Raw genomic sequence first — 24,070 nt, 5'->3', positions numbered from 1 at the left:
GACATGGGAGGAGGCCAACGTGGATCTGCACCTCAGCGATGAGCAGCGTGCGGTTCGCGCGACGTTTGCGGCGCTATTCCGTAAAGAGTCGACCCCGCAGCGAGTCCGGATGGCTGAATCGACCGGCCTGGATAAGGCCTTGTGGCGGAGTTACAGCGCGGTCGAGGCACTGGGCATCGGCATCCCGTCGGATTACGGCGGTTCGGAGGGTGACTTACTGGAGCTGGCGTTGCTGGCCGAAGAAGCGGGCCGTCGTCTGGCGCCGATTCCGGTTGCGGAGACCGCCGCCGCGGCCCGGCTGCTGGCCCGCCTCGGTGAAAAAAAGCTGCTGGCGCCCGTATTGACCGGGTCCGCCATCGTGTCGCTGGCCACTCGTAGTGCCCCGCTGGGTGACCAGCTTCTCGTCGACGGCGCGATCGCTGATGCGGTGCTCGCCTTCGACGGCGAGTCGCTGCGGTACGTGTCGAGGCCGGACGGGCAGCCGACGATCCCGCGACGCAACCTGGGCGGCCTGGCTCTGGCGCGATGGGACGTACGCACCAGCGGCCGTTTACTGGCCGAAGGCGAGCAGGCGCGGACCGAGTTCGCGGCGGCCCTTGACGACATCCGGGTGCTCCGAGCGGCCGCCCTGGTCGGGCTGGCTCGTGAAGCCGTACACATCGGCTCCGAATACGCGAAGGTGCGCCAGGCGTTCGGCCAACCGATCGGCATGTATCAGGCCGTCGCGCATCCCTTCGCGGACGCGTTGAGCGCGCTGGACGGCGCCGAACTGTTGGTGCACAAGGCGTGCTGGGCACTGAACAGCGAACGGTACGACGGTCCGGCGCTCGCCGCGATGGCGTTCATCTTCGCCGCCGAAACGGCCTACCAGGCGAGCCAGCACAGCCTGCACGTCCACGGCGGGTACGGCTTCACCGAGGAGTACGACATCCAGCTCTACTACCGGCGGGCCAAGGCGTGGGCCGTGGCATTCGCCGACCCCCGGCGCGAGCTCCTTGTTCTCGCGGACAGACGCTTTGGTCCCGCTCTCCCGGAAGGTCGCTGAACTGATGGACTTCACCGAACCCGCGAGCTGGGGCCGTATCCGGAGTGACGCAGAGGCGTTCGTCGCTGAGCACGTCACCCGAAAGGTGATCGAGAACGAACGTCGAACCGGGGACGGCGTCGAACGGGCGCTGACGCGCAAGCTCGGCGAGCGCGGGTGGGTCGCGCCGACCTGGCCGGTCGAGGAGGGCGGCGCTGGCCTCGATCCGTTCGAGGCGGCAGTGCTGTTGGACACCCTGCGCAAGGGCGGCGTCCCGACGATCGGACCGGGTACCACGATGCTGCCGGCCAATGCCATCAAAGCCGCCGGCTCCGAGGAATTGAAGGACAGGATCCTGCCGGGCGTCGTCGCCGGTGAGACGCTCATCTGCCTCGGTTACACCGAACCGGCCGGGGGATCAGACGTCTTCGCTTGCGCGACACGCTCTGAGCAAGACGGTGACGAGTGGATCGTGAACGGACAGAAGATCTTCACCACGTTCGCCCACGTCGCCGACTACTGCTTTTCGCTGACTCGGTCGCAGGTGGGGTCGGTAGGCACCCGCGGCCTGACGATGCTGCTGGTGCCGCTGGACTCGCGCGGTATCGAGATCCAACCGGTGTACACCATGGGCCACGAACGTACGAACGTTGTGTTCTACAACGACGTGCGGATAGCGGACGCGAACCGGATCGGTGAGGCACATCAAGGCTTTTCGGTGATGCGCGCGGCGCTCGAAGCAGAGCAGAACGTCGCACCGGGCTCGCGGACTAGACGGATCGCGATGGACACGCTCGAGTTCGCGCGCAGCCAGCCTGGACCCGACGGCACCCCGTTGATCGACGACCCGCTCGTCAGAGAGCGCCTTGCTCGAATGGCCATGGAAGCCGAGGTGGCCGACCTGCTCGGTCTACGGGTGGCATTCCTGGACACCGAGGGCCAGAAACCGGGTCCGGTGTCGGCGCTGTTCGGTCCGGAGAGCTACGTGCGTGCCTCGGCAGCCGCGATCGACATAGCAGGATTGTCGGGGCTGCTGGACTGGACCGACACCGAGGCTGCCGTCGACGGCGCGTTGGATTCGCACTATCGCAGCGCGGTCGCGACAACCATCTACGGCGGCTCCAGCGAAGTCCTGCGGAGCTTGATCGTCGAGAACCGGCTGGGCTTACCCCGCAGTCGCCCACGGCGTTAGCTGCAGAAAGTCGCTGCCACCGTCGACATTGTGGTGCGCGCCGGTCATATAGCCGTTGGTGCGCGACGCGCAGAATGCGATGACCGCAGCCACCTCCTCCGGCCGACCGAGTCGCTTCAGGTCCACCGACATCCCATGGCCGCTGGCCAGCACGTCGTAGGCCGCGATTGGATCCAGGGCGTCGACCTCGGCGGCGGCGAGCACCGGTCGCGTCCAGTCGGTGAGTATCGGACCCGGCGCAACCGCGTTCACCAGAATCCCGTGGGGCGCCAAGGACCGGGCGAGGTTCTTAGTGACAGGCAGCAGCGCGCTTTTCGTTGCGGTGTAGCCCACGAGTCCAGGCGACTGGTGCTGTACCGACATCGCGGTCACGTTGACGATCCGAGCCCAGTCGACCACGCGCAGCAGTGGCAGGGCGGCTCGCACGCAGCGGACAGCCGACGTCACCCCTTGCTCGAAGGTGTGGGCCCAGTCGGCGTCGGTGAGATCGTCGAACCTTCCTGCGCCAGCCGGCCCGACGGCGTTGATCCGCCATCCGAGCCTGCGCTCAGCTCGATGCGTTGGATGTCGGGTGCATCGGCGGGCGAGAACACCGCGGTCTGCCGCATCGTCGGTACGGTCTCCAGCGAGAACACGAAGTTGGGGATGTCCTGGACGGCTGCGCGGATCTCCGGGTCGAGTGCATCACGGTCGAGTGTCGCCATCAGCTCTCTCAACGCCTAACTGTTGCTCCGCTGGTGATCCGCATGCGCGTTCATAGTATGACCGTTGCGCATAACGCATATAGCGTTCTACTATTGTGACGCGATGCCTCTCAGAAAGAGACCACATGCTTCCCGAAGATGCAAGGATCATCTCTGTCGATGACCACGTCATCGAACATCCCCGGGTCTGGCTTGATCGGCTGCCGGCCAAGTACAACGACGTTGCGCCGCGCATCGTCAAACTCCCCGACGGAAACGACACCTGGCTCTACGAAGGCGAGCAATCGGGCAACTTTGCACTCAACGCGGTGGCGGGCAAACATCCGCGCGACTTCGGCATGGACCCACGCAGCTACGACGACATGTTGCCCGGCTGTCACGACATCGAAGACCGCATCAAGGACATGGACATCGAGGGCGTCTGGGCCCAATTGTGCTTCCCGAACTTCGGTGGTTTCGCCGGCAGTACGTTTTTCGCTGCCGAGGACAAGAACTTCGCGAAGTTGTGTATCAGTGCCTACAACGACTTCGTCCTCGACGAGTGGTGCGCCTACGCGCCCGGCCGCCAGATCCCGTTGATGATGGTGCCGTTTTGGGACATCGGCGCGTCGGTGGCCGAGATTGAGCGCACCGCCGGCAAAGGTGCCAGATCCGTTTCGTTCATCGAGGCGCCGCATAAGCTTGGTCTGCCCTCATTCCACACCGATCATTGGGATCCAATCCTGCGCACCTGCGAGGAAGCCGAACTTCCGCTGTCGATGCACTTCGGCTCCGGCGGCATGCCGCAGGGGCTCGCGCCGGACGGCGACATGTTCATCAGCATCGCCCTTTTCGGGCTGAACTCGATGATGGCGACCGTCGACCTGTTGATGTCCAAGGTGTTCTACAAGTTCCCCAAGCTGAAAGTCGCGCTGTCTGAGGGCGGTATCGGCTGGATGCCGTATCTACTGGAGCGCATCGACTACTCCTGGGGCCGACACAAGTATTGGTGCAACATCAACGCCGACAAGCTTCCCTCTGAGCTATTTCGCGAGCACATTTACGGCTGTTTCATCGCTGATCAGTCTGGCATCGAGCAACGGCATCGAATCGGCATCGACAACATCCTGTTCGAAAGCGACTATCCGCACTCGGACTCCAACTGGCCGCACACCCGCAAGTTGCTCGCCGAGCACCTCGTCGCCGTGCCCGACGATGAGGCCCGAAAGATCGTCGAGCTCAATGCCCGCACGCTGTATCGCTTCTGGGACTGAGGCAATGACTGCGACTGCATCCGATTTCACATTCGACCCGTTCAAGCCCGGACCACCAGACCAGCTGCCGCAGTTGCTTGACGAGTTACGGGAGCGATTTCCCGTATACCGCACCAGCTCTGACATCTGGGTGGTGTCTCGGTTCGACGATGTCAAGGCAGTGCAGTCCGACCCGCAACAATTCTCGTCGCGACCCAATCCTTACGAGGGATCCGCGGCACCCGACGAGGAGATGAAACCAGAGGTGGTCGAGCGATTGCTCGCGCTTGCCGCGGGCATACCGGTCGACATGGCCGAGATGGCGTCCGCGAAGACCATTGCCGCGGCCGACCCGCCCCAACACACCCGGATGCGCCGGATCGTCAGCAGGGGATTCACACCGCCGCGGATCAAGGAGATGGCGACCGCGATCGAGGCGATCGTCGGTCGCTGTCTGGCGGGAATCGAAGGTGAGGCCGCCTTCGACGTGGTGGAGCGTCTGGCGGTGCCACTGCCGGTCGAAATGATCTGCCATATTCTCGGTATCGACAGTGACCATTACAGCCAGGCCAAACGATGGTCCGACGGGTTCGCAGCCGCAGCGGGCGGGGTGTTCAGCAGCCCCGCCGAGCGCAACGAACTGATGTTGGCAACCATCAAAGAGTTCAGCACCTACTTCGTTCCGCTGATCGATGCACGTCGCGCAGAACCCAAGGGTGACTTGGTCAGCGCCATGGTCGCCGCGATCGACAACGAGTCATTGAGCAACGTCGAAACGTTGATGGTCGCGGTCACCATCATGGTTGCGGGCAACGAGACGACGACGAATTTGATCGGCAACACCGTCGTCGAACTGCTCTCCAACCCAGACCAGCTCAAACTGTTGCTCGACGATCCAACCCTGCTGCCCAACGCTGTTGACGAAGCAAATCGGTTGACCTCTCCGATTCAGTTCGCTTTTCGCGAGGCGACCGAAGACACCGAGATCGCCGATACGCCGATCCCCAAGGGCGCTATCCTTGCGTTGCACATGGCTGCGGCCAACCGGGATCCGCGCCGCTTCGATGACCCCGATCGCTTCCTGATCAACCGGCCACCCGGCAAGAATCTGGCATTCGGGCATGGTATTCATTTCTGTTTGGGCGCGCACCTGGCTGGTCAGGAAGTTCGAGCGGCAATCGGCGGGCTATTGCCTTACCTCGATCGGCTCGAACTGACCGACGCTGCGCTGCAACGCAACCCGACGGCACTGCTCAACGGATGGCAACGGGTCGAAATGAAGTGGGCGGCCGAACCGCTCCGACGTGGCTGATGAAGCTCACCGCCCTGGAGTCGATAGACGCGATCACCGCGGAGTGGACGGCGGCTGTCCTTGCTCAGAACGGCATCGCTGCCGACGTTCGCGAGGTACGCACAGTGCAAGTCGGCAACGGACAGATGGGTTCGTGTTATCGGCTGTTCATCACCTACGACACCGGCGACGGTCCGGATCGGCTGATCGCCAAGCTGCCCGCCACCGATTCGGCAAGTCGCGCCGCCGGCCAGCTGGGCTACCGGTGCGAGACGACCTTCTACCGCGAGTACGCCGATCGGCTGCATCTTGACATCCCCCGGTGTTACTTCGCGGCGCTCAACGATCGTGGTGACGGGTTCACACTGGTGCTGGAGGATCTAGCTCCCGCTGAGGCGGGCGACCAGATCGCCGGCTGCTCGCTCGACCAGGCCCGTGCGGCCGCCGTCAACGTCGCTGGTTTACACGCGCCGACGTGGAACGAGTCATCGATACGCGAACTCGACTGGCTCATACCGGATCTCGCGGCGTACCCGGACGCTACTGCCGCTTTCCTGGTGGATGCCACCGAGCAGTTCTTGGACCGCTACCAGGTCACTCCCGACACCGCGGCGATACTGCGCGGCTTCGCTGATCGATTCGCCGATTGGGCGACTGCGCGACCCGAACCGTTCGCAATGCTGCACAGCGACTACCGCCTGGACAATCTGCTGTTTGCTCGATCCGATACCCCGCGTCCAGTCGTCGCAGTCGATTGGCAGGTCGTGACGGTCGGATGCCCGCTGCGCGATGTGGCCTTCCTGGTCGCCACAGGTTTGTCGACCCAGAGCCGTCGCGTTGGCGAGAAGGAAATTGTCGAGGCTTACCATCGTCGCCTCGTGTCGCTCGGAGTCGAGGGTTACGGCGAAGAACAGTGTTGGGAAGACTATCTTTACGGGTTGTTCCAAGGTCCGCTTATTACCGTCCTGGGCGCGTTCGTCGCCCAGCCCACCGCACGGGGCGACCGAATGTTCACGGTCATGGCCGAGCGATCAGCGAGCGCGATCACTGACCTCGATGCGCTGTCTCTGATATGACCGCATTCCAAACTCTGACCACCCGGGAGCAATGTTGCTGAGCCCATTTGACGATTTCCCAATCCACCCCTCGGCCGAACCGATCGCCCACCCAGCCACCGGCGATATCAACCACTACGACCGGTACTGGTTCAACGGACATCACCAAGACGCCGCGTTCTATTTCGGTGCGGCCATGGGTCATTACCCGGTGCGCGGCGTGATCGATGCCGCATTCAGCATCGTGCGCCACGGGGTGGAGCATTCGATCTTTGCTTCTGGTGCGATGCCGGCCGACCGGTCGACCACTATCGGGCCGATCCGCATCGAGGTGGTCGAGCCGATGCGGTCCATCCGCTATGTCGTCGAACCCAACGAGCACGGCATCTCCTGCGATCTACTCTTCCGGGCTACTACCGTCGCCGTCGAGGAACCCCGCCAGCAGCGACGCACGCCTGAGGGAATTCTTCTCACCGATCACACGCGGCTGACCCAATGGGGTACCTGGCACGGAACGATCACGGTTGACGGCGACGAACTGCAGATCGACCCGCTCGAGGTTTCGGGCACCAGGGATCGCTCGTGGGGGATACGCCCGATTGGCGAGCAGGTCCAGGTCATCCGGCAGCCCATGCCGTTCCAAGTGTTCTGGCTATGGGCGCCACTGCATTTCGCCGACCGCTTCACTCATCTGGCCGTGCACGAGCATGAAGACGGCACGCGATGGCTGGAGACGGCGCTGGTCATCGATCCCATTCCCGTCGGCGCGTCTCCATGGAGCACGGCCGGCGTCCGCGAATGCCACGGCATCCGCCACGAACTCGACTGGGAGCCGGGGCGCCGAGAAATCAAACGCGCGCGACTGTGGTTCGACGACCCAGTCGAAGGTGAAGTCCTCATCGAGGTCGAGAAAAAGTTCACCTTCCGCATGCGCGGAATCGGTTATTGGCACCCCCATTGGGGCCACGGAACCATCCACGGCCCGCTCGAGACAGGGCGCGAGTCGATCAGGCTCGATGACTTCGATCCCACTGATTTCGCCTCAATTCACCTCCAAAACCTGGTAACCGCAACGATGGGCGAGCGCCGCGGCATCGGTGTCGTCGAGCAAATCGCGATCGGTCCGCATCATCCCAGCGGGTTGACCGGGCTGCTGGACGGACATAGAGCTGCGACGTCTTGATGAAAGAGGAGACGAATAGATGAGCTCAGGTGAGGATCTCATCCGCCGATCCGTCGCTGCGCTGAACGCCGGTGACGTCGATGGCTATCTTGCCGGCTTCGCGCCAGACAGTGTGCGTTGGGCGGCTGGTTTGGACACGCCGCTGCCACTGTCGGATATCGAGGACAACCTGCGGCAAATGGTTACGGCGTTCGATGGACTGTACCTTCATGAGGATTTGTTGTTCGGCGGCAGCGGTCACGTCTTCGCCCGCTGGACATTGCGCGGGACCCATACCGGTCATTACGGAGGAATCGCGCCGACCCATCGCGCCATCGCCGTGCAGACCGACGAGTTGTACGCCATCGGCGGGTCAGTGGTTACCGAGTCCTGGGTCTACGGCGATCTCACAAGCCTCTTCGACCAACTCGAGGGACGGCGATGACCGAACTGGAAGCCTTCATGTTGCTGGCGCCGTCGGTGCTCGGCGACCCGTACGACTTTTACCGGCGGCTTCGGGAGGACGCGCCCGTGTGGGCAGTGCCGGGCACCGACGTCGTGGTGATCAGCAGCTTCGCACTACTTTCCGAGGCGGTCGCGCGGACCGAAGACTTCTCTTCGACGATGCAGTGTCTCATCTATCGCGACGAGAACGGCCTACCCGCCCGCCTCGACTTCGGTGGAACAGCCCTGCCGACGCTGGCGACCGCCGACCCTCCGGTGCACACCACCCAGAGGCGTGCGGTCTTTCCCGAATTGGTCGCCCGCCGCATGCGCGCACTGGAGAGCGACATCGATGCTCTTGCCGAGGCGACGGTCGAAGAAGCGTTGCAGGACAATAAGTTTGAGTTCATGGGAACGATCGGAAACGTCGTCCCGATCACGGTGATGGCCCAGTTGATCGGATTCCGCGACATCGATCCGGCGCAACTTCTCGAGGCCGCGTTCGACTCCACGACGATGGTCGGCGGAACCGTGCCGTTGGATCAGCTCAATGAGCTCGTCACCCGGATCGGGAACATCCAGGCGTGGATCGCTGAGCAGGTCGTCGGTGTCGACGACGGGGACGACGATGGCATTCTGCTGGCCGTACGACGGGCGCTGGACGCGGGCACGCTGAAGATGGGCGAGGTCACCATCATTCTGCATACCTTGCTGAGCGCAGGTGGCGAGTCAACGACGAGCCTGATCGGCAATGCTGTCCGAATGCTTGCCGAGGACCCGGAGCTGCAGCAGCGGCTGCGTGAGCACCCGGAGCTTCTCGACGTGTTCATCGAGGAAGCGCTACGGCTGGAATCGCCTTTTCGGCAGATGATGCGCAGCGTCCCACGTGACACCACACTGGGTGGGATCGAGGTCGCGGGCGGGTCCACCGCGTTGCTGTTCTTCGCCGCGGGCAACCGGGATCCGGCGCAGTACGACAATCCTGACGCGATCGACCTTGAACGCAGTTCACCGCGCCACCACCTGGCTTTCGGGCACGGAATCCACTACTGCGTCGGGGCCGCGCTGGCCAGAATCGAGGCCCGCGCGGTGCTCAAAGCCGTTCTGGCGCAGACGAAAGACTTCGCACTCGACCCTGCCGCCGCTCCTCGCTGGGTTGACAGCCTGCTGGTCCGACGACACGAACATCTGCCGCTCACCGCGACCGCGCGTTAAGGGCTTGAGGCCTCAGGCGTTCGCCAGTGCGGGCGGCTTGACGGCTTCCGGGTCGGGGTTGGCGATCGGCAACCCCATGAAGCGACGTGCGTTGTCCCCCATGAAGTCATAGGTGCGACGTTCGTCCATGCCCTCGGCGTACTGCCAATAACGTTTGGGCTCAGCCAAGCCTTCGGGATGCGGCCAGTCCGAACCGAACATCACCTTGTCCCATCCGACGGTCTGCACGACATCGGCGACCGAACCCTCCCAGAACGGGCTCACCCAGACGTTGCGACGGAACACGTCGTGCGGATGCTCGGGGAAATTCTGCGGCATCTTGTTGTAGGTCGATTGCAGGTCGTCAAACAGCGGCTTGATCCACGCGCTGCCATTCTCCACGCTGGCGATGCGCAGCTTCGGGAACCGGGTCAACGTCCCGTGGCAGATCAGGCTGGTCAACATGTCGGCGATCTCCCGGTGGCCCAAGGCCGTCCACTTGAATGCCGACATCTCGAACGCACTACTGGTCGACGGCGGCTCCCACTTGTCGATGTACTCCTGCAACGGAGGTTGGCTGGCGTGCAACACAATCGGCAGCCCCGCGTCCTCCACGTCACGCCAGAACGGGTCGAACTCGGGCAGCGCGGGGGAACGCCAGCCCTTATAGCCGTTCACCGGTGCGGGCTTGATCAGCGCGACCTTGGCGCCGTTGTCGAGGATGTATTCGAGTTCGCGACGCGCTTCGTCGACGAGTCCCAGAGTGAGTACCGGTGTCGAGTAGATCCGGTTGGCGTGGCTGAAGCCCCAATGTTCCAGCATCCATTGGTTGAGGGCATGGATGATCGCCACCGTCAGGTCTGGATCTTCGGCGGCCGAATGCTCGACCAGATTGGCCAGCGTGGGGTAGTTCAGGCATGCGTCGACGCCCTGGCGGTCGAGTTCGGCGATCCGGTCCTCGGGGTTGCGCGCGCCTGGCGGTGTGTCGATGCCACGGCCGGACATCTCCCGCATCGACAAACCCTCGGGATTTTGGCCGGAGTAGAACTTCTCGTGGGCGCCAGGGGCGGCGACCCGTTCGAATGTCGGGTTCGGCATGTAGTCAGTGATCTTGTTCAGGATTGCGATGCGGGTGTGCTTGCCGATCTGGACGAACTGCACCTTCGGCTGAAACTCCTTGGGCAGGTACTTCGTCAGCGCATCGGGGGTCTCGTACATGTGCTGATCGGCATCGAAGATCGGTGCGTCGGTGAACTGCGTCATCGTGGTGCCTCTCGCTACTCGACTCTGGGCTCAAGTACGAGCTTGACGCAACTTGACAGTTGTGTCAAGTCTGGTCCGTATCGCGTAGTTAGTGGTCTTTGAACTGCGATTATTGCAGTTGACGATATCGTCATATAGAGTCGCCGCATGACGGTGACCTCGGATTCGCCCGCCGAACGGCAACTGGAGGCCACCCGCGGTGAGCGCACCCGCTCGGCGATCCTCAATGCGAGCCGCCGTCTCTTTCTGGAACGCGGCTATGCGGGCACACCGATCAACGCCATCACCGAGGCATGCGGCATCTCGCGGGCCGGCTTCTATACCTACTTCAAGGACAAGCGCGAGGTCTTCAACGTCCTCGGCAAGAACGCGTACCGCGAGGCCCTCGGCGTCATCGCGGAGTGGGCCGAGGCCGGCGAACCGTTCGGTCCAGCTGACATCCGGGCCTGGGTTGGTCACTACTTCGACTACATGGATCAGCACGGTGCGTTCGTGCTTGCGTCGGCGCAGTCGGCGCCCGACGACGACGACTTCCGAAAGTCGCGCAACCGCATGGTGACTCGGGCGTCATGGAAGCTTGGCCAGGCGATCGCCGGAAACGGCGCGCACTCACCGGATGTCATCGGCGTCGCGGTAATGGGGTTGCTGGACCGGGCCTGGCACACGGTTCACCGCCAGACCGTGGCTGTCGACCGCGACGAGATGATCGCGGTGGTCGCCGAGATGATCGCCGCGATGTCCAGCCCACTTTGGCCGCGCACGGATGGTTGATCGCCGTAAGCCATATTTCGTCAGCGACGGTCCGATCACGCTGGCTGATTCGTCACCCAGGGAGTCTCCGATGTGAGGATTCGACACGAGTCAGCCCATTGCTGGCGAGAGATCGAGAAAGGGCGTAGTTCGGCTCGAACCGCCAGCGGTGGCGTGAACGGTCGCCGAATCAAGCGATTCGAAGGTTTCGACTGTATTCCCACTGAGTTTGCATCGTTCGGACCGCCAATCTGGTCCGAGTCCAACGGCTGTCGCGTCGACCATGTCGGCGGCAATACAGGCATTAACAGCTGTACGGCTCGGTCGGGGCCGTATGCGCGAGGAGAACGGTGATGGATCTCGGGTTACTTGACGCATGCGTCGTCGTCACCGGCGGTACGGCGGGAATGGGCCGCGCAACCGCGGACTGCTACGCACGCGAGGGCGCGCGTGTGGCGGTGTTGTCGCGCACGCGCAGTGCGGTGGAAGCCACGGCGGCTGCGCTGCTCGAGGCCGGCAGCCCTGACGCGGTGGGAATCTCCACCGATCTATCCGACCCCGGCAGTGTGACCGCCGCGTTCGACGAACTCGCGGCCCGGTGGGGCAGGCTTAACGTCTTGGTGAACACCGTTGGCCCCGGAGTGGACATCGTCGGAGAGTTCGACGAGCTCGACGATGCAAAGTGGGACATGGCATTCGACTTGATGACGATGGGTCCGGTGCGCACCTGTCGCGCGGCGTTGCCGTTGCTGCGCCAAGCGGAGTGGGCGCGCATCGTCAACGTATCGGCGCACTCGGTTCAGCGCCAGTCGCCGCGGCTCATCGCCTACACCGCGGGCAAGGCCGCGTTGACGAGCCTGACCAAGAATCTGTCGCAAACCCTGGCGAAGGAGGGCATCCTCGTCAACACGGTGTCGCCGGGCAGCTTCCTGACCGCGCAGATCCGCGATTTCGTCGCCGACGAAATCGCCCGTCGTGGGCTGGATCCCGACGATCCACTCGACGTCGGCGTGGTCTTGGAGGACATGTTCGGCGATGCCTTGGGCCGGTTAGGCCGGGCCGGGTTACCCGAGGAGATCGCGCCGATGATCACGATGCTCGGATCCCGGCTCAACACCTACACCACCGGCGCCGATCTCAACGTCGACGGCGGATCGGACTTTCGTTAGCGCTCGCCGCGAAGCGACTCAGGGCGGGGACCTATTGCGCCGCAACTGAACTTCGCGTGGGTGCCTCAGTCGTTGAATCAGCGGCACGATCGGCGGCCCGGAACAGTGCGCAACTCATGAGGATCTCCCACCCGAAGTAGACGGCGAATTGGAGATAACCGCCTAGGAGTCCGTTATTGGCGAACAAGCCGGTCTTGTCGAAGGCCGAGAACATCGTCGGTATGTACAGAATGACCGTCGCAATGTTCATGTACATCACCCACCGCGGAAAGATCGGGTGATCGCTCTGGTCGAACCAAATGGCAGCTGCGATGACCACGGCCCACATCATGTACATCGGAATGGACGACAGCATGAAGAACCAACCGAGATCGTCCAGCATAAGGATGGTATTCGGGGAGAAGGTCCACGGTCGGAATGCGGCGACGCCCCACGACAGGAAGATCACGAAACCGATCGCCGAACCACCTCCGGCGCAGGCAACCATTGCGTAAGTGAAGACGGGGACGCCTCGTTCGCAACGTCGAACCTGTGAAGCGATGGCAGCACCCCAGAGCAGAAACAGGACGGTGGACACCGTCATCAGCAAGACCCCGGTTTGTCTGAAAACCGTTCGGTTCTGGTAGAACGCGGCCACCTGCTCCGCGCTGTCGGAGGGTGAGTGAATCGGCACCCACCCGCCCAGCAGAAATGCCGTCCCGAAAATGAGCAGCACGAGCGGTCCACACCAGGCACAGAATTTCAACGACCTCGGATTCGCCATATGAACTCCTTGTCAGAACGACATCTAAGAATTGATCGCCACCGAATGGGCCAGCGCCGCGCTAGCGAATGGATTTCGCTATAGGTAGCGTAAGCCATTCGGTAACGTGAACGCAATGACCACTGGGACACCTCGCCGCCGTCGGGCGCGTGGGTCACTCTCGGAGCAGGAGATCCTGCAGGCCGCGGAAGAGATCGTGATCGCCCACGGCTTACGTCAACTTTCGATGCCTACACTTGCGGCCCGGCTGGAAGCCGGAGTAAGCAGTCTCTACACGCACTTTCACAACAAGGACGCGCTGTTAGAAGCGCTCAATCGACGAGTGCTCCACGACGTCCACCGACAGCTGCCGCCAACGGGTCCCGGTCCCTGGGACGACGAGCTTTATCTTTACTTCGACGCGTTTTATGGCCTGCTTCTGCAGCTTCCCGCTTATCGCGAGGTCGTGGCCTATGGGTCGTCGCATATCGGAGCCGCGTCGCTTCCAAAGGCTGCCCTCAAAAGGCTCGAAGACGGTTTGGCGCTGCTCACCCAAGCCGGTTTCTCGGAATCCCGTGCCCGCGAGGCCTTTTCGGCCTGCTACAATTGGACCCGCGGCATGGCGGTTCTCCGGCAGGATCCCCAGCCCCCGGCCGGGCTTGGTGTCGTCGCGGAGGTGATCGCGCTCTCAGACGACCATTTTCGCGCCGGACTGCGGCTCCTCATCGCCGGCATCGCGGCCTCAACCCGTGCGCCCGACGCCCCCTGACTCGGGGGTCGGGCTACGCGCCGCGCACCTGGTGTATCAACGCGGCTGCATCGGCGACGCTGCGCAGCAGATCATTGAGGTGGGTGCACGTGCTGGTACCGGACAGTTCGTGGCGGACCCGGAAGTGCAAGTCCTGCAACGTCATTCCGGCGATTCGCCCGGCGCTGGCGACTGCCCCCGGGCATTCCTGCCAGGGCAGTACCCGCGGTATGGCCCGCGACTCGACGATGACGCCGGTCTCGGGGTCCACGACGGCGTCCAAGGTGTACTCGTGGATGATCGTCTCCATCCCGTCGCTTCGCACGTAGGTGTCGCGGAACATCGCATCGATGCCGACTCGCCCGGCGGTTGCTTCGAAGATGTCGATGCGCCGCCTGCGGCGCATGGCTTGTGGCGCCAAACACGCCATCGGGTGCCAGGCCCAAGAGTCCTCGCCGTGATCGAGGTCGGGAGCCTCCGGGCCGGTGACGATCGCGGGATCGCCCGCCTCGAACGACGTCAGCAGCAGCCCGCCGGTCGCGAAGCCCGCACACTGGTCGGCGACCGGCAGGTATCCCGACTTCGCGACGTCGCCGAGCAGGTTCGACGCCGAGAGCGCATGGCCCGATATCAGCGTGACGACGGGAACGTCGTCGAGCAGGGTGTAGCGCAGGTCGCGGGCTTGCCGTAGCTCGGGAGCGACCTTGTCGGCCGCGGCGCGAAACCCGCTCATCGCGGGCGCGCCCGCCAGCCGGCTCATCGCGGCGACCGGTGGCGTCACCTCGACATGACGGACAACGCGGGCGATCAGCTCGATCGTGGCCGAGAGCGTCGCGGCGCCGAGTTCGGTCACCGTTCCGTCGGCCGCCGTCCACAGATCGCGCGCCCGCCCATCCAGATACACCGGGTCCAGCGAGCCCTCGTCGCGGGTCATGTCGATCGACGTGGTCCGGCGCGCGGACCGCGGCCGTCGCCGTGGATTGCCGGTCGTGGGCTCGTGCACGCCGTGCAGTGGATGCAGCCCGAAGGGCGGGGAGCCCAGGTCCGTCACCGGATAGACTCTAGCTCTCCTCGGCCGGCCGGAACGCGAACGTCAATAGCGACTGGCCGTCGGCGGTCTCCAGCGTGGTGGTGGTCGACACCAGGGGCTGGCCGATCCGAAGTTCGGCCGGGGTCGCGCCGACGATCAGCGTCTCCACCAGCACACCTTCGGCCAGCTCGACGAAGCCCACCACATAGGGCTGGAATACCTTTGGGTCCCGATTGCCCTTGTACGGCAACGGCGGCGGGAACTCCTGCGTCGTGTAGGTGTAAAGCGTTCCTTCGCTGGACAATTCGATCGACTCGATGTCGTCCTGGATATCGGGGTCACCGTCGAAGAGCTCGGGCCGCTCCGCGGGGAACTTCACCGCACCCGACGAGCGTCTGCGCGAAGCGAACAGCACCGCGCGGTCGCCGTCGACGCGGAACAGTCCCTCGGTGATCAGTGTGGTCATCTCAGGCCACCTCGATGACCATCGCGGCACCCATACCACCGCCGGCGCACATGGACAGCACGCCGATACCTCCACCACGCCTACGCAATTCGTAGATCGCCGAGGTGGCCATCCGGGCACCGGTCGCGGCGATCGGGTGGCCGAGGCTGATGCCCGAGCCGTAGACGTTGACGATCTCCTCGTCCAGCCCGAGTTCGCGGGCGCACGCGACCGCCTGCGCGGCGAAGGCCTCGTTGATCTCGAACAGTGCGACGTCCTCGAGCTTGCGGCCGGCCAACTCGAGCGCCTTGGGAATGGCGGTGATGGGCCCGCTGCCTGTTCGGTTCGGCGCCACCCCGACCGCACTCCACGAAAGGATCTGCGCCAGCACGTCGTTCGCGGTGTCCGGGGCCGCGAGCGCCACCATGGCGGCGGCGTCGTTGATGCCCGAGGAATTGCCGGCCGTCACGGTGAAGCCTTCGATCTCGGGATGCAACACTTTCAGGCCCGCCAGCGACTCCATCGAACTGCCGCGTCTGGGATGCTCGTCTTCGGCGAACGTGATCGTGGTGCCGTCGGCTTGTGGCACCTGGACCGGCACGATCTCTTCAACGAATGAGCCGGCATCGATCGCCTTGACCGCGCGTTGGTGACTGCGCAGCGCCCACTGGTCCTGCGCCTCGCGGGAGATGCCGTACTGCACGGCGCAGTTGTGCGCGACGGTGATCGACATATCCAGCGCTGGTGCATCCGCGGTGGGCGGATGTGAGAGCGGGAACCACGGGTCCTCGTAGTCTTCGGCCGACTTACCCGACGTGAACGGCTTGCGCTTGCGCAGAAGTGGTGTGGTGGAGCACGATTCCATGCCGCCGGCCAGAATGGCGCGGCTCATGCCGGCCGCGATCTGCCCCGCGCCCACGGCGATCGCCGAGAGGCTGGAGGCGCACTGGCGGTTGACGGCCAGCCCGGGAACATTGGTCAACCCGAGGTCGACCGCGATGTAGCGGGCACTGTCACCGCCGCCTTGCAGGCTCTCGGCCAGTACTAGGTCCTCGAATTCCGCCGCATCCAGACCGGACCGATCCACGACCGCCGCGACGACGGGCTTGGCGAGTTCGATCGCGGGCATGTTGGCCAGCGTGCCCTTGCGCGACGTTCCGATCGGTGTGCGGGCAGCGGCCACGATCGCTGCGCGGGACCTGGTGGTGGCCATATGTCTCCCAAGATCGTCAGAGGGGCGGGCTGGTTGCCCGATGAGCGTGGCCAGTCTATACCGTTATATAGATATCGGTATATCAGGCCATGGTGATGTTGGGAGCAGCCCATGAAGGTGATCAGGTCCGTGGACGATGCGCTCGCGACGATCGGGGAGGAACTCGGCGTCAGCCGTTGGGTGGATATCGACCAGAGCCGGATCGATGCTTTCGCCGACGTCACCATGGATCACCAGTGGATCCACGTAGACGTCGGGAAGGCCAGGGCTGAAAGCCCTTACGGCGCAACGATCGCGCACGGCTTCCTCACGCTCTCGCTCATCCCCGGTGTGAGCAAGGACAACTATCGCGTCGAGAATGCCAAGATGGGCATCAACTATGGCCTGAACAAGGTACGGTTTCTGTCCGCGGTCACCGCGGGCAGCCGCATCCGGGTCAGATCCGAGCTCGCGGATGCCGCCAAGGTCGACGACGAGACCGTGAACCTGACCGTGCGTCACACCGTGGAGATCGACGGTGTCGACAAGCCGGCCGCGGTCGCCGAGCTGATCGCTAGGTTTGTCTGGTGACCGGCGGTCCGTTCGATGGAAAGGCCGTTCTCACCGGGGCGGGTAAGTCGCAGGTCGGCCGCAGGCTCGGGCGGACCGGACTTGACCTTACCCTCGAGGCGGTGCAGCGAGCCATCGCCGATGCCGGGCTGAGTGTCGACGACGTCGACGGCATCGCGAGTTACCCGGGACCGGGTGTGCCGGATCCAGGATTCTCCGGAGCCGCCGTCCAGGAGGTCCGCAACGCACTCGGACTGCGCTCCCGCTGGTACGTCTCGGCGATGGAGACCGCGGGGCAGATCGGCCCGGTGATCGAGGCGTGTATGGCGGTCAGTCTTGGGCTGGCGAACCACGTTGTGGTCTACCGGTCGGTATGGGAATCCACCGCCGCGCAGCAGGCCGGTGGCGGTCGGGCCTCGGTGCTCTTCGGCGGCGGCGAGCTGCCCCCGCACCTGGAGTGGACAGCGCCCTTTGGCGCACTGTCGGCGGCGAACTGGCTGGCCATGCCCGCCCAGCGTTATATGCACGACTTCGGGCTGACCCGTGAGCATCTCGGCCGCATCGCGATCAATGCCCGCACCAACGCCGGACTCAACCCCGATGCGATCTACCGCGAACCAATGACGATGGACGACTACCTTGGCGCACGGATGATCTCCGAGCCGCTGTGCCTCTACGACTGCGACGTGCCCTGCGACGGCGCCACCGCCGTGATCGTGTCGTGCCGCGATGCCGCCAACGGCCTGCCGCGGCACCCACTGACGGTGGAGTCCGTCGGGCCCGGCATGTTCGAGCGGGCGACCTGGGACCAGCGCCGCGACATCACCACGATGGCCGCCCACGATTCGGCCGCCACGCTGTGGGAGCACACCACGCTGACTCCTGCCGACGTCGACATGGCCCAGCTCTATGACGGCTTCTCCTTCCTGACTGTGATGTGGCTGGAAGCGATGGGCTTCTGCGAGCACGGCAAGGTCGGCGAATTCATCGACGACGGTTCGCGGATCGCTCTGGACGGTCCGCTGCCGATCAACACCAGCGGCGGACAACTCTCCGGCGGTCGACTGCACGGCATGGGCTTCCTGCACGAGGCGTGCGTGCAGCTGTGGGGCGAGGGCGGCGATCGCCAGGTGCCCCGCGTTCCCGAGGTGGTGGCCGTCGGTGTGGGCGGTGGACCGGTCGCCGGATCGATGCTGTTGAGTAGCCGATAACTCATGTCGATGGCCGCGGTCGATGACATGACACTCGGTGACATAGTGACCGACAACGCGGTCCGCTTTCCCGATGTCGTCGCCTACCGGCACGACCACCGCACCGTCACCCACGGGCAGTTACGGGACCGGGCAGTCCGATTGGTGTCGGCGATGGCCGCGGCCGGGGTGGGGCGCCAGAACCGCATCGCGGTGTTGAGCCGCAACAGCATCGAGTTCGGCGAGCTGAATGCGGCCGCGCAACTCAGCGGAATCATCATGGCCACCATCAACTTCCGGCTCACGCCATCGGAGGTGGCCGATGCGCTGCGTCGCGTCGATCCGTCGATCGTGTTCTGTGCCGAGGAGTTCATGCCGGCGATCGCCGACGCCGTAACCGCTATGCCGTCGGGGCCCAACCTGGTGGTCATCGGCGGAGAGGACCGGCCGGGAATCATCGGCTACGAGCGATTCGTCGAGCAAGTCGGCCGCAGCGAAGAACCCGAATTCGCTGCCCGGCCCGACGACATCGCGTACCTGCTGTTCACCAGCGGCACGACCGGCGCGTCCAAATGCTGCATCCTGGGGCAGCGGGAAATGCGCCGGGTCATGTTCACCATGAACAACGAGATACGTTGCGGCAGCGCCGATCGCGGGCTGATCAACATGCCGATGTTCCATTTCGGTGCGCTCGCGATCGTCGGCGGACTGCATGCTCGGGGCGGAACCGTGGTACTGCAGCAACAGTTCGACGCGGCCGATGCGGCGCGGCTTATCGCCGACGAGCGGATTACGGTGTTGCACCTAGCGCCGGTCATGCTCAAGGCACTTCTTGATGAGGTGAGTGACCGCTTGGCGATGGAATCCGTTCGCACCGCGGTCTATTCGGCCGCGCCGATGACTGCGGCCGTCCTGCGGCGAGCGCTCGTCATGCTGCCGGACGCGGGTTTCCTCAACCTCTACGGACAGACGGAAGTCATCGTCTCCGGGTTGCCCCGCGAACTACACATCCTCGATGGACCCGACGTTGCCGAGCGACTGAGCTCCGTTGGCTTCCCATTTCCCGACACGCGGGTGCGCCTTGTCGATGAGGACGGCGGTGCCGTGCCCGTGGGGCAGGCAGGTGAGATCGTCGTGCGGTCCGACTCGATGTTCCGCGGCTACTGGCAGGACGCGGCCGCAACCCAGGCGACGCTGCAGGACGGATGGTGTCGCACCGGCGACATGGGCCGATTGGACGGGCGCGGGCTGCTTTATCTGATGGACCGCAAGAAGGACGTGATCATCAGCGGCGGAGAGAATATTTATTCGCCCGAGGTCGAGGATGCGGTCTGTGCGGTTGAGGGGGTCGCCGCCTGCGCTGTCGTCGGGGTGCCCGACGACAGGTGGGGCGAAGCGGTCTGCGCGGTCGTGGTGCCGCGCAGCGGTGCATCGCCGACCCTGGCCACGCTGCAAGAGGGCGTGCGGCAACGGCTGGCGCGCTACAAGGTGCCTCGTCGACTGGTGCTGGTCGCCGAATTGCCTGTACTGGCCAGCGGCAAGGTGGACAAGAAACGGCTGCGCGCCGACCTGAAGGCTGCCGCCGGCTGAGCTCCCAAAGCTCACGTTTCGCGCAGGAGGGAGCGGCGCAACAGTTTGACCATCAACAGTGCGGCCCGCTCATCGCTGTCCGGCGCACTTGCCCCCGTCGGCTCGGACATCCGGCCCAGGACCGCCACAAACACCGCGCCCGCCACATCGGCGTCGATGCCGGCCGGCAGGTCGACGGTAGCCAGTAGCGCGGCGACCGCTTGGAAGATCGCGCCGATGCCGTGGTCGACATCGGCATCGGAGAGTTGTTCTGCGACCGTGCCGTCAAACCATGCTCGGATCACGCCGCGGTAGGCGCGATGGAATCGGACGTAGCCAAGCATCCATTCGGTCAGCGAATCGCCGGCCATGGCCGGCAGAGCGGCAGCGTGCTCCTCGATCTCGACGACCGCCCGGCGGGTCAGCTCGGCCAGGATCTTGTCCTTGGTGCTGAAGTGTCGGTACAAGGTCGCGCGGCTGATATCGGCGGCGGCCGCGATGTCCTCCATGCTGACGGCGTAGTAGCCGCGTTCGGCGAACAACGCCGAACTGACCGACACCACGTCTTGCGGAATTGGTGAGCTTGGCGCCTCGGTGGCCGGTTTCGCCGGACCACTATCGAGGGCAGGCGGTGGTGTTCGCGCGCGCCGGTCTGCTGCCCGCGGTGTTACCGCGTGCAGCACGTTGGCGGGGGTCTCGGGAAACAGCATGAGCTGCAAGGCGACGGTCAGCGACCAGGTAACGGTTGCGGGGTCGGGCAACGGAAACATCGCCCGGTACCGGTAGAGATGAACCATGTGGGGAATGCGGCCCAGTGCTGCGGCCGCGTCGTCGGCGTCCAGACCGCGCAGGCGCGTCTTCCGCAGCCGATCGGTGACCGTCTGGTGAAACTGGTTGGCGGCCGTACTGGCGTCGATGACGGCCAACCCGGTGGCCGTGCCGATGCCCGGAAACTCGGCGAATACCGCGGCGTGGGTGTCGTAGATGTCCGCCCATTCGGCCAGCCACCGTTGCAAGTTGCCGACTCCGTCGACCGTCGGGCCGAGTCCGCCGAGGTGCTCGCCGTGTACGAGGACATCGTGTCCGGCCATCGCACTCAGTTCACGAAAGATCTCCTCCTTGCCGGCGAAGTACTGATAAACAGTCGCGCGGGAGGCGCGGGCCGCCTTGGCGACAGTGTCGAGCGAGGTGGCGTGAAATCCGTTGGCCAGGAACACCTCTGCGGCACATCCGAGTATGCGCTCGCGGGTATGCAGTCCGCGGCGCCCCACGCCGGCATTCGCCGCGGGGGCGTAGCCGGGGCGCCGCAGCTTGCCGGGGGTGTGAACCATAAAAGAAGTATCCGACACGCTCATTGGGCCGACGGCGCTCCGGGCAGGTTGCGCTTGGCCTTGCCGGGATAGCCGAAGAACTTCTCGAAGTTGGCGTCGTTGATGGGCTGCGCGCTGTTGCGGGTAGCAGCCGACCGTAGCGCCTCGAGGCGGGCCTGGGCCTTCTCCAGCGTCTTGACCGGCCCGGATTGCGCCAAACGTTGCACCTCCCGCGCAGCCTCGGCGATCTCGATGCGAAGTCGCTCACCCGCTTCGCCGAAGGTCAGCAGGTCGTGGTCGTCTTCATCGACCTTGTCGCGGCCCGCGTCGTCCGCGGCTCTGTCCGTGAATTTCATGTCGCGCCTCTCAACGTCTAGACGAATGTGGCGTACCTCATATAGTCTGTGAGACGAACCGTCAGAAAACAAGACGATATGTCAGAAAAGTACGACAGCTCGTCAGATGCGAAGGAGCATCATGCCGCTTCAGGATGACCACCAGATCGTCTCCGTCGATGACCACTTGGTCGAGCACCCACGGGTGTGGCAGGACCGGTTGCCGCAGAAGTACCTCGAACGGGGCCCGCGCATTGTCGAAGAAAACGGTATGCATCTGTGGCACTACGACGGGCAGGTCTTTCCGACCATCGGGCTGAACGCGGTCGCCGGCAAGCCGCCGGAGGAGTGGGGCATGGATCCCGTCCGCTACGAGGACATGATTCCGGGCTGTTACGACCCGGTCGCGCGTGTCGCCGACATGGACCTCGACGGCGTGCAGTCGGCGTTGTGCTTCCCGTCGTTCCCCGGATTCGGCGGCGGCACGTTCCAGCGTGCCGAGGACAAAGACTTGGCGCTGCTGTGCGTCAAGGCGTGGAACGACTTCTACATCGACGAGTGGTGTGCCACAGCGCCGGAGCGCTATATCCCGTTGGCGATCCTGCCGACCTGGGACATCGACGCATGCGTGGCCGAGGCCGAGCGCGTAGCCGCCAAAGGTGCACGCACGATCTCATTCCCGGACAGCCCGGTGCCGCTGGGATTGCCCTCGTTCCACTCCGACCACTGGGACCGCTTGTGGCAGGTCTGCTCGGACGCCAAGATGCCGGTGTCGCTGCACTTCGGGTCCGGCTCCTTTGTGCCGGGCTTCTCGTTCTCCACGATCAAGCCGGTTCCGGGTCAAATGGCGGTGCCCGACGCACCTTTTGCGGTCGCAACGGCGCTGTTCTCGACAAACCTGATGTGGTCCACGGTCGATCTGCTGTTCTCCGGCAAGCTGCAGCAGTTCCCGGATCTCCAGATCTCGCTCGCTGAGGGCGGCATCGGTTGGGTGCCTTACATCCTGGAGCGGTCCGATTACGTGTGGGAGCGCCACCGCTACTACCAAAACATCGACTTTGACACCCGTCCGTCGGACTTGTTCCGCAAGCACTTCTGGGGCTGCTTCATCGACGACGAGCACGGCCTGGCGAACCGGCACAGCATCGGCATCGACCGGATCACGCTCGAGATCGACTTCCCCCACAGCGATTCCAACTGGCCCAACTCGCGCAAGCGCGCCGCCGAGGTGCTCGCGGCGGTGCCCGATGACGAATGCTCGCTGATCGTCGAGGAGAACGCACGCCGAATGCTCAATTTCCCGCGGGTGAGCGCAGGCGATCGGCAACTCGCCGGCGTCTGACGCCGAAGGCCGTCGGTCGTCTACAGTCTACCCCGCGAGACCAGCTGCGCGGCAATGACATTGCGCTGTACCTCGTTGTTTCCCTCGCCGACGATCGTGAGAGGGGCGTCGCGGAAGTAGCGCTCGACTCGTACTCGGTGGAGTAGCCGTAGCCGCCGTGGATTCGGACGGCGTTGAGCGCGATTTCCATGGCCGGTCCGATGCGCCGGGTTCGGTGAGCGCCATCGTGGCGCACACCTGCCCACTCGTCATCTGGGTCAGATATTTCTTTCGCTGTTCTTCGTTGCCGTACAACGAGTTCGGCTTTGTGACAACTTGGCCGCCGTCCGCGCCGGCCAGGCTCATCCAGCCACCGGCCAACTCCTCGGCCACCGGGCTCGAAATCGGCGAGCAGTACACCCAGTCGAACGCCCTTAGCGCCCTCATGCTCGACCGGCGGCGGTTTGGTGCCGGCGGCGTTAAGCGATCGTGTCGCATCCGGGTGACCGGCAGTGTGCTTCACTCGTGACGACGAGGGCCAGGGAACGCACGCCACCGTGGGCGGCCGGCACCAAGACGGATCGGACGCGCGGACAGATCCTGGAAGGGGCGCGGCTGACGTTTTAAGAACTCGGCTACTCCACAGCGAGCGTCGAGCAGATCGCGCAACGAGCCGGGGTGTCTCGGCCGACGTTTTACGTGTATTTCGCCTCCAAGCAGGAAGCGTTCCTTGCCGTTGCGGAAAGGTCCGTCCAGCATCTGTCCCAGGTTCTCGCGTCACTTGACGCAGTGCCCGAGGGTGCTGCCGATTCCGTGCTCACTTGCTGGGTCGAACGGTTCTTCTTGTATTTCGACGCGTTTGGGCCGTTCGCTACAGTGTGGCGGCTGCGGCGTTCGCCGACGCCACCCTTCAGCAGTCGCGTTGGAAAGCGCAGCGTCGCTGGGCAATTCGAATCGGCCGTAACCTCGACCCGCATCCGCGGGACCGCGCTGAGCGATCCCGTCTCCCAAGGGTCGGCACTGGAGGCGATGCTCGAGTCGCTGTGGTTCTCGTCGACTATGGACGATTCTCGACGAGGCAAACAGGCCGCGCTGTCCACGGCGATCGCGATGGGTGAAGCGCTTATCGCCCGATAGA

Annotated in this window: 24 protein-coding genes and 3 pseudogenes; 16 read left to right on the top strand and 11 right to left on the bottom strand. The window is 64.3% G+C overall.

Annotated features, from left to right (window positions below):
* Positions 1–19 precede the first annotated feature (19 nt).
* On the top strand, positions 20–1,045 hold the full coding sequence (locus AC0KTM_RS12840) for an acyl-CoA dehydrogenase family protein (RefSeq protein WP_472415705.1): 1,026 nt from the start codon (positions 20–22) through the stop codon (positions 1,043–1,045).
* A 4-nt stretch (positions 1,046–1,049) separates the two neighbouring features.
* Entirely contained in the window at positions 1,050–2,216 is a 1,167-nt protein-coding gene (locus tag AC0KTM_RS12835; protein ID WP_472415704.1) for an acyl-CoA dehydrogenase family protein, read from the top strand.
* Here the strand turns inward: AC0KTM_RS12835 and AC0KTM_RS12830 are convergent.
* Together AC0KTM_RS12830 and AC0KTM_RS12825 are read right to left on the bottom strand one after the other, a co-directional pair.
* A complete protein-coding gene (locus tag AC0KTM_RS12830; protein WP_472417464.1) occupies positions 2,190–2,744 on the bottom strand; it encodes an SDR family NAD(P)-dependent oxidoreductase in 555 nt (184 codons plus the stop codon). The two genes, AC0KTM_RS12835 and AC0KTM_RS12830, sit on opposite strands and share 27 nt — an antisense overlap.
* The gene (locus tag AC0KTM_RS12825) at positions 2,660–2,920 is read right to left on the bottom strand and encodes a hypothetical protein (RefSeq protein ID WP_472415703.1); all 261 of its coding nucleotides are present in this window, start codon (positions 2,918–2,920) and stop codon (positions 2,660–2,662) included. The genes AC0KTM_RS12830 and AC0KTM_RS12825 overlap by 85 nt, the downstream gene beginning before the upstream one ends.
* 125 nt (positions 2,921–3,045) lie before the next feature.
* On the opposite strand from AC0KTM_RS12825, the gene AC0KTM_RS12820 reads away from it, so the two are divergent.
* The 6 genes from AC0KTM_RS12820 to AC0KTM_RS12795 all read left to right on the top strand — a co-directional run bounded on the left by AC0KTM_RS12820 (position 3,046) and on the right by AC0KTM_RS12795 (position 9,319).
* Positions 3,046–4,173, top strand: a complete 1,128-nt coding sequence (locus tag AC0KTM_RS12820; protein WP_472415702.1) for an amidohydrolase family protein — start codon at positions 3,046–3,048, stop codon at positions 4,171–4,173.
* Positions 4,174–4,570: 397 nt separating this feature from the next.
* Entirely contained in the window at positions 4,571–5,464 is an 894-nt protein-coding gene (locus AC0KTM_RS12815) for a cytochrome P450 (RefSeq protein ID WP_472415701.1), read from the top strand.
* The gene (locus AC0KTM_RS12810) at positions 5,464–6,519 is read left to right on the top strand and encodes a phosphotransferase (protein WP_472415700.1); all 1,056 of its coding nucleotides are present in this window, start codon (positions 5,464–5,466) and stop codon (positions 6,517–6,519) included. The genes AC0KTM_RS12815 and AC0KTM_RS12810 overlap by 1 nt, the downstream gene beginning before the upstream one ends.
* A 31-nt stretch (positions 6,520–6,550) precedes the next feature.
* A complete protein-coding gene (locus AC0KTM_RS12805) occupies positions 6,551–7,681 on the top strand; it encodes an Rv3169 family protein (protein WP_472415699.1) in 1,131 nt (376 codons plus the stop codon).
* 19 nt (positions 7,682–7,700) lie between these two features.
* Complete coding sequence (locus AC0KTM_RS12800) at positions 7,701–8,105, top strand: ester cyclase (RefSeq protein WP_472415698.1); 405 nt, start codon at positions 7,701–7,703, stop codon at positions 8,103–8,105.
* Positions 8,102–9,319 (top strand): cytochrome P450, encoded by a 1,218-nt coding sequence (locus AC0KTM_RS12795; protein WP_472415697.1) that lies wholly within the window; start codon positions 8,102–8,104, stop codon positions 9,317–9,319. The genes AC0KTM_RS12800 and AC0KTM_RS12795 overlap by 4 nt, the downstream gene beginning before the upstream one ends.
* A gap of 12 nt (positions 9,320–9,331) precedes the next feature.
* Here AC0KTM_RS12795 and AC0KTM_RS12790 read toward each other — a convergent pair whose 3' ends face one another.
* The gene (locus AC0KTM_RS12790) at positions 9,332–10,561 is read right to left on the bottom strand and encodes an amidohydrolase family protein (RefSeq protein WP_472415696.1); all 1,230 of its coding nucleotides are present in this window, start codon (positions 10,559–10,561) and stop codon (positions 9,332–9,334) included.
* Positions 10,562–10,708: 147 nt separating this feature from the next.
* Between AC0KTM_RS12790 and AC0KTM_RS12785 the strand changes: the two genes are divergently transcribed.
* Positions 10,709–11,332, top strand: coding sequence for a TetR/AcrR family transcriptional regulator (locus tag AC0KTM_RS12785; protein ID WP_472415695.1), 624 nt, complete (start codon positions 10,709–10,711; stop codon positions 11,330–11,332).
* Between the two features lie 332 nt (positions 11,333–11,664).
* Entirely contained in the window at positions 11,665–12,480 is an 816-nt protein-coding gene (locus AC0KTM_RS12780; protein ID WP_472415694.1) for an SDR family NAD(P)-dependent oxidoreductase, read from the top strand.
* A gap of 31 nt (positions 12,481–12,511) precedes the next feature.
* Here the strand turns inward: AC0KTM_RS12780 and AC0KTM_RS12775 are convergent, their stop codons facing one another.
* Entirely contained in the window at positions 12,512–13,243 is a 732-nt protein-coding gene (locus AC0KTM_RS12775) for a hypothetical protein (protein ID WP_472415693.1), read from the bottom strand.
* A 115-nt stretch (positions 13,244–13,358) separates the two neighbouring features.
* On the opposite strand from AC0KTM_RS12775, the gene AC0KTM_RS12770 reads away from it, so the two are divergent.
* The gene (locus AC0KTM_RS12770) at positions 13,359–13,991 is read left to right on the top strand and encodes a TetR/AcrR family transcriptional regulator (RefSeq protein WP_472415692.1); all 633 of its coding nucleotides are present in this window, start codon (positions 13,359–13,361) and stop codon (positions 13,989–13,991) included.
* A gap of 13 nt (positions 13,992–14,004) precedes the next feature.
* On the opposite strand, the gene AC0KTM_RS12765 is transcribed toward AC0KTM_RS12770, so the two are convergent.
* From AC0KTM_RS12765 to AC0KTM_RS12755, 3 genes are read right to left on the bottom strand one after another with little or no spacing between them, the layout of a single operon-like run.
* The gene (locus tag AC0KTM_RS12765) at positions 14,005–15,021 is read right to left on the bottom strand and encodes a DUF2889 domain-containing protein (protein ID WP_472415691.1); all 1,017 of its coding nucleotides are present in this window, start codon (positions 15,019–15,021) and stop codon (positions 14,005–14,007) included.
* Between the two features lie 10 nt (positions 15,022–15,031).
* Positions 15,032–15,466: a Zn-ribbon domain-containing OB-fold protein gene (locus AC0KTM_RS12760; RefSeq protein ID WP_014384998.1), complete on the bottom strand. Its 435-nt coding sequence runs from the start codon at positions 15,464–15,466 to the stop codon at positions 15,032–15,034.
* A gap of 1 nt (position 15,467) precedes the next feature.
* Positions 15,468–16,658, bottom strand: coding sequence for a thiolase family protein (locus tag AC0KTM_RS12755; protein ID WP_238956046.1), 1,191 nt, complete (start codon positions 16,656–16,658; stop codon positions 15,468–15,470).
* A gap of 111 nt (positions 16,659–16,769) precedes the next feature.
* On the opposite strand from AC0KTM_RS12755, the gene AC0KTM_RS12750 reads away from it, so the two are divergent.
* From AC0KTM_RS12750 to AC0KTM_RS12740, 3 genes are read left to right on the top strand one after another with little or no spacing between them, the layout of a single operon-like run.
* Entirely contained in the window at positions 16,770–17,228 is a 459-nt protein-coding gene (locus tag AC0KTM_RS12750) for a MaoC family dehydratase (RefSeq protein ID WP_064939746.1), read from the top strand.
* Positions 17,225–18,418, top strand: coding sequence for a thiolase family protein (locus AC0KTM_RS12745; RefSeq protein ID WP_238956045.1), 1,194 nt, complete (start codon positions 17,225–17,227; stop codon positions 18,416–18,418). Before AC0KTM_RS12750 ends, AC0KTM_RS12745 begins: the two co-directional genes overlap by 4 nt.
* A gap of 3 nt (positions 18,419–18,421) precedes the next feature.
* Positions 18,422–19,987: a class I adenylate-forming enzyme family protein gene (locus tag AC0KTM_RS12740; protein ID WP_472415690.1), complete on the top strand. Its 1,566-nt coding sequence runs from the start codon at positions 18,422–18,424 to the stop codon at positions 19,985–19,987.
* Between the two features lie 11 nt (positions 19,988–19,998).
* On the opposite strand, the gene AC0KTM_RS12735 is transcribed toward AC0KTM_RS12740, so the two are convergent.
* On the bottom strand, positions 19,999–21,297 hold the full coding sequence (locus AC0KTM_RS12735; protein ID WP_238956043.1) for a TetR/AcrR family transcriptional regulator: 1,299 nt from the start codon (positions 21,295–21,297) through the stop codon (positions 19,999–20,001).
* A 20-nt stretch (positions 21,298–21,317) separates the two neighbouring features.
* Entirely contained in the window at positions 21,318–21,632 is a 315-nt protein-coding gene (locus AC0KTM_RS12730; protein WP_064939752.1) for a hypothetical protein, read from the bottom strand.
* Between the two features lie 121 nt (positions 21,633–21,753).
* Between AC0KTM_RS12730 and AC0KTM_RS12725 the strand changes: the two genes are divergently transcribed.
* Positions 21,754–22,953: an amidohydrolase family protein gene (locus AC0KTM_RS12725; protein ID WP_064939754.1), complete on the top strand. Its 1,200-nt coding sequence runs from the start codon at positions 21,754–21,756 to the stop codon at positions 22,951–22,953.
* Between the two features lie 20 nt (positions 22,954–22,973).
* Here AC0KTM_RS12725 and AC0KTM_RS12720 read toward each other — a convergent pair.
* A pseudogene (locus AC0KTM_RS12720) lies at positions 22,974–23,146 on the bottom strand (acyl-CoA dehydrogenase family protein); the annotation flags it as partial.
* Between the two features lie 104 nt (positions 23,147–23,250).
* Positions 23,251–23,298 (bottom strand): annotated as a pseudogene (locus AC0KTM_RS12715) (hypothetical protein); the annotation flags it as partial.
* A gap of 279 nt (positions 23,299–23,577) precedes the next feature.
* Here AC0KTM_RS12715 and AC0KTM_RS12710 point away from each other — a divergent pair.
* A pseudogene (locus AC0KTM_RS12710) lies at positions 23,578–24,069 on the top strand (TetR/AcrR family transcriptional regulator); the annotation flags it as partial.
* Position 24,070: the final 1 nt, after the last annotated feature.

Source organism: Mycobacterium sp. NTMscope_Eco_3 (assembly GCF_976985685.1).
This window is presented reverse-complemented; position numbering and strand designations above follow the sequence as displayed.

Coding starts and splice junctions, on each gene's coding strand:
- AC0KTM_RS12770 (WP_472415692.1), top strand. CDS start 13,359: ATGACCACTGGGACACCTCGCCGCCGTCGGGCGCGTGGGTCACTCTCG.
- AC0KTM_RS12815 (WP_472415701.1), top strand. CDS start 4,571: ATGGCGACCGCGATCGAGGCGATCGTCGGTCGCTGTCTGGCGGGAATC.
- AC0KTM_RS12775 (WP_472415693.1), bottom strand. CDS start 13,243: ATGGCGAATCCGAGGTCGTTGAAATTCTGTGCCTGGTGTGGACCGCTC.
- AC0KTM_RS12760 (WP_014384998.1), bottom strand. CDS start 15,466: ATGACCACACTGATCACCGAGGGACTGTTCCGCGTCGACGGCGACCGC.
- AC0KTM_RS12755 (WP_238956046.1), bottom strand. CDS start 16,658: ATGGCCACCACCAGGTCCCGCGCAGCGATCGTGGCCGCTGCCCGCACA.
- AC0KTM_RS12825 (WP_472415703.1), bottom strand. CDS start 2,920: ATGGCGACACTCGACCGTGATGCACTCGACCCGGAGATCCGCGCAGCC.
- AC0KTM_RS12795 (WP_472415697.1), top strand. CDS start 8,102: ATGACCGAACTGGAAGCCTTCATGTTGCTGGCGCCGTCGGTGCTCGGC.
- AC0KTM_RS12805 (WP_472415699.1), top strand. CDS start 6,551: ATGTTGCTGAGCCCATTTGACGATTTCCCAATCCACCCCTCGGCCGAA.
- AC0KTM_RS12820 (WP_472415702.1), top strand. CDS start 3,046: ATGCTTCCCGAAGATGCAAGGATCATCTCTGTCGATGACCACGTCATC.
- AC0KTM_RS12800 (WP_472415698.1), top strand. CDS start 7,701: ATGAGCTCAGGTGAGGATCTCATCCGCCGATCCGTCGCTGCGCTGAAC.
- AC0KTM_RS12785 (WP_472415695.1), top strand. CDS start 10,709: ATGACGGTGACCTCGGATTCGCCCGCCGAACGGCAACTGGAGGCCACC.
- AC0KTM_RS12735 (WP_238956043.1), bottom strand. CDS start 21,297: ATGGTTCACACCCCCGGCAAGCTGCGGCGCCCCGGCTACGCCCCCGCG.
- AC0KTM_RS12780 (WP_472415694.1), top strand. CDS start 11,665: ATGGATCTCGGGTTACTTGACGCATGCGTCGTCGTCACCGGCGGTACG.
- AC0KTM_RS12810 (WP_472415700.1), top strand. CDS start 5,464: ATGAAGCTCACCGCCCTGGAGTCGATAGACGCGATCACCGCGGAGTGG.
- AC0KTM_RS12725 (WP_064939754.1), top strand. CDS start 21,754: ATGCCGCTTCAGGATGACCACCAGATCGTCTCCGTCGATGACCACTTG.
- AC0KTM_RS12790 (WP_472415696.1), bottom strand. CDS start 10,561: ATGACGCAGTTCACCGACGCACCGATCTTCGATGCCGATCAGCACATG.
- AC0KTM_RS12835 (WP_472415704.1), top strand. CDS start 1,050: ATGGACTTCACCGAACCCGCGAGCTGGGGCCGTATCCGGAGTGACGCA.
- AC0KTM_RS12750 (WP_064939746.1), top strand. CDS start 16,770: ATGAAGGTGATCAGGTCCGTGGACGATGCGCTCGCGACGATCGGGGAG.
- AC0KTM_RS12740 (WP_472415690.1), top strand. CDS start 18,422: ATGTCGATGGCCGCGGTCGATGACATGACACTCGGTGACATAGTGACC.
- AC0KTM_RS12730 (WP_064939752.1), bottom strand. CDS start 21,632: ATGAAATTCACGGACAGAGCCGCGGACGACGCGGGCCGCGACAAGGTC.